The sequence below is a fragment of the Microcoleus sp. LEGE 07076 genome (genome assembly GCF_015207455.1).
Classification (GTDB): Bacteria; Cyanobacteriota; Cyanobacteriia; order Cyanobacteriales; family Microcoleaceae; genus Microcoleus.
The window spans coordinates 1-2,360 of sequence record NZ_JADEWV010000412.1; the positions used below are offsets into that span (position 1 = coordinate 1).

The following is a 2,360-nucleotide window of genomic DNA, read 5'->3' on the forward strand; positions in this document are numbered from 1 at the left end:
GCAATACTCACACTAGAACCCACCAAACTCCCCGCCAAACCAGCCAGAAAACTGCTCACAAAAAACGTCAATATAATATATCGATCGGTATCAATCCCCAATAAACTAGAAGTAGTAGCATCTTCAGCCACAGCCTGCATTGCCTTGCCAAACTTAGTAAAATTTATTAAGTAAGTTAAGATAGCCACAATCGCAACTGATACCGCAAAAATTACTATTTGAACAGTCCGAATCGGAATCGGTTTATCCGCTGTTCCGAAGTTAATTGCCGCAGGCAAATAGCCGTAAGTATTAGCAGGAAAAGTGTAAATTTCCGCACCGACAAGATATTGAATGATATTGGCGATCGCCACCGCCGCCCCCAAACTAGAAACCACCGTCAGCAGAGAATCTGAGTGTCGGCGACGCAAAGGCAAAAAAGCAACTCTTTCCACAATTACTCCCACCAAGCCAGCCATGACACTTCCCAAAATTAACGCCACAGCAAAAGGCAATTGCACTGAAATTCTCGCATTAGCTAACAACCCGTTAAAACCGAAAGCACCGCCCATCAGCGCATAAGTGAAATAAGCACCCAAAGTAAACACTGCACCGTGAGCAAAATTAATAATTCCTAAAATAGAAAAGACCAGGGTGTATCCGAGCGCAAAAATAGCATACACGCTGCCGATCGACAAACCATTCAAAAATTGTTGCAGAAACAGAGTTAAATCCATCACCAGTTAAAAATTGAGCATCACACCGAAGTCCATCAACAACAAATACCTCACGGATTTTCCCTTTTCCCTCTTCCCTCTCCCTTCTCCGCTCTTCCATCCATCCGTTACATCCGTTACAGAATCAGTTGCCGAACTTCCTTCATTTCAAAAACTCAAACTTACCATTATTACCATCTGCATCCATCTTAATCCGTGCCACATAAAAATCTTTCTGATTAATTTCACCTTCAGGCGTAAAAGAAATTTCCCCCAAAGGCGTATTGTACTTTCCACCCAACAACTGTTGATTCAACTGTGTACGCAACTCAGCCAAAGGCTTTTCACTAACCTTCGACTGAGCATTTATCACCTTTAATGAATCAACAAAAACTTGTACGCCAGTAAAAGCTTGAGCGCTAAACTGAGGCGGTTCCTTCTTAAATTGAGCGCGATAAGCATCCCGGAAAGCCTTATTAATTTCATTTTGATATTCCGGACTGTATGCTTGGGCAATCAAAACCCCATCACACAGAGCCTTACAAACCGAAAATACATTAGAAGTATTCAGACCGTTGCCCCCAATGATAACGCCTTTGTAACCCAACTCCCGCAACTGCTTAATTAAATTGCCTCCATCCGCAGCCAAGCCTGAAATAATTATCAAATCTGGCTTGACATTTATCGCATTAGTGGCTTGAGATTGAAAATCTGTATCAGTAGTCAAGAATTTTTGGACTGTTGCCAATTCCAGCCCCATATCTTTGACCGTTTTCTGGAAAGTTTCAGTCTCAGATTTACTAAAAGCATCATTCTGAGCAAAAAACACGGCTACTTTCTTAATGTTGGGATTTTCCTTCAGTGCGGCTTTCAGGGCATTAGGTGCCACCACGGCTACAGGCGCGGAGACTCTGGCTACATAATCCCCAATCAGGGGAATCCCTTTAGCGGTGTTGGATGGTCCCAGAACCGGTACTTTGGCGCGATCGGCGATCGGATCGGCACTAAAAGCCTGCTGCGATAGGGTTGGCCCCACAATACCCACCACCCGATCCTGATTGATTAGAGTATTAAAAGCATTGATCGCCCCCTGTTCGTCTCCACCAGTATCTTGAAACACCAGTTTAATCGGCGTCCCATCCACACCGCCCTTATCGTTGAAATATTTCTCGGCAATTTTTGCCCCAGCCACCTGTTCCTGGCCGAGTAAAGCCACATTGCTAGTTTCTGCCACCCCAATCCCTATATATATAGTGTTGGAATTCTGCCCAGCCGAACCCTGTGGCGAAATACCGGCAGAGGGCGAAGTCCCAGGAGATACTGTGGTAGAGGTTTGGGGAGTGTTCGTCTGACTACAAGCCAGCAGCAGTGAAGCACAAGTAACGAATAAGGCACTAGAGCCAGGAGTAGGTTTTTTCATGAGCGGGCGATCGAACATATATATATAGAACATCTGTCTGTAAAGATATTCTACCCATTCGCGGAAGAGTCCCCTAAAAAAACCTTACCGTTACTGCCCAAAACCACTGATATCCGGAAAACCAGAGAGGGCGATCGGAGTTAACAGGCAGACTCAACAATCACAACCCTTGCTCTGCGGGCATCACCCAAAAATCCCAAAATATTTTCGCAAAACGCTTGACAACCCTTGGCGAAATAAGTATA

2 protein-coding genes are annotated in these 2,360 nt (G+C 44.7%); both read right to left on the reverse strand.

The features are described 5' to 3' along the window. Positions 1-716 (reverse strand): branched-chain amino acid ABC transporter permease (locus tag IQ270_RS29750; protein WP_193976696.1); only part of this gene is annotated, 716 nt, incomplete at its 3' end. Between the two features lie 142 nt (positions 717-858). Next, positions 859-2,115: an ABC transporter substrate-binding protein gene (locus IQ270_RS29755; RefSeq protein ID WP_193976697.1), complete on the reverse strand. Its 1,257-nt coding sequence runs from the start codon at positions 2,113-2,115 to the stop codon at positions 859-861. Positions 2,116-2,360 lie beyond the last annotated feature (245 nt).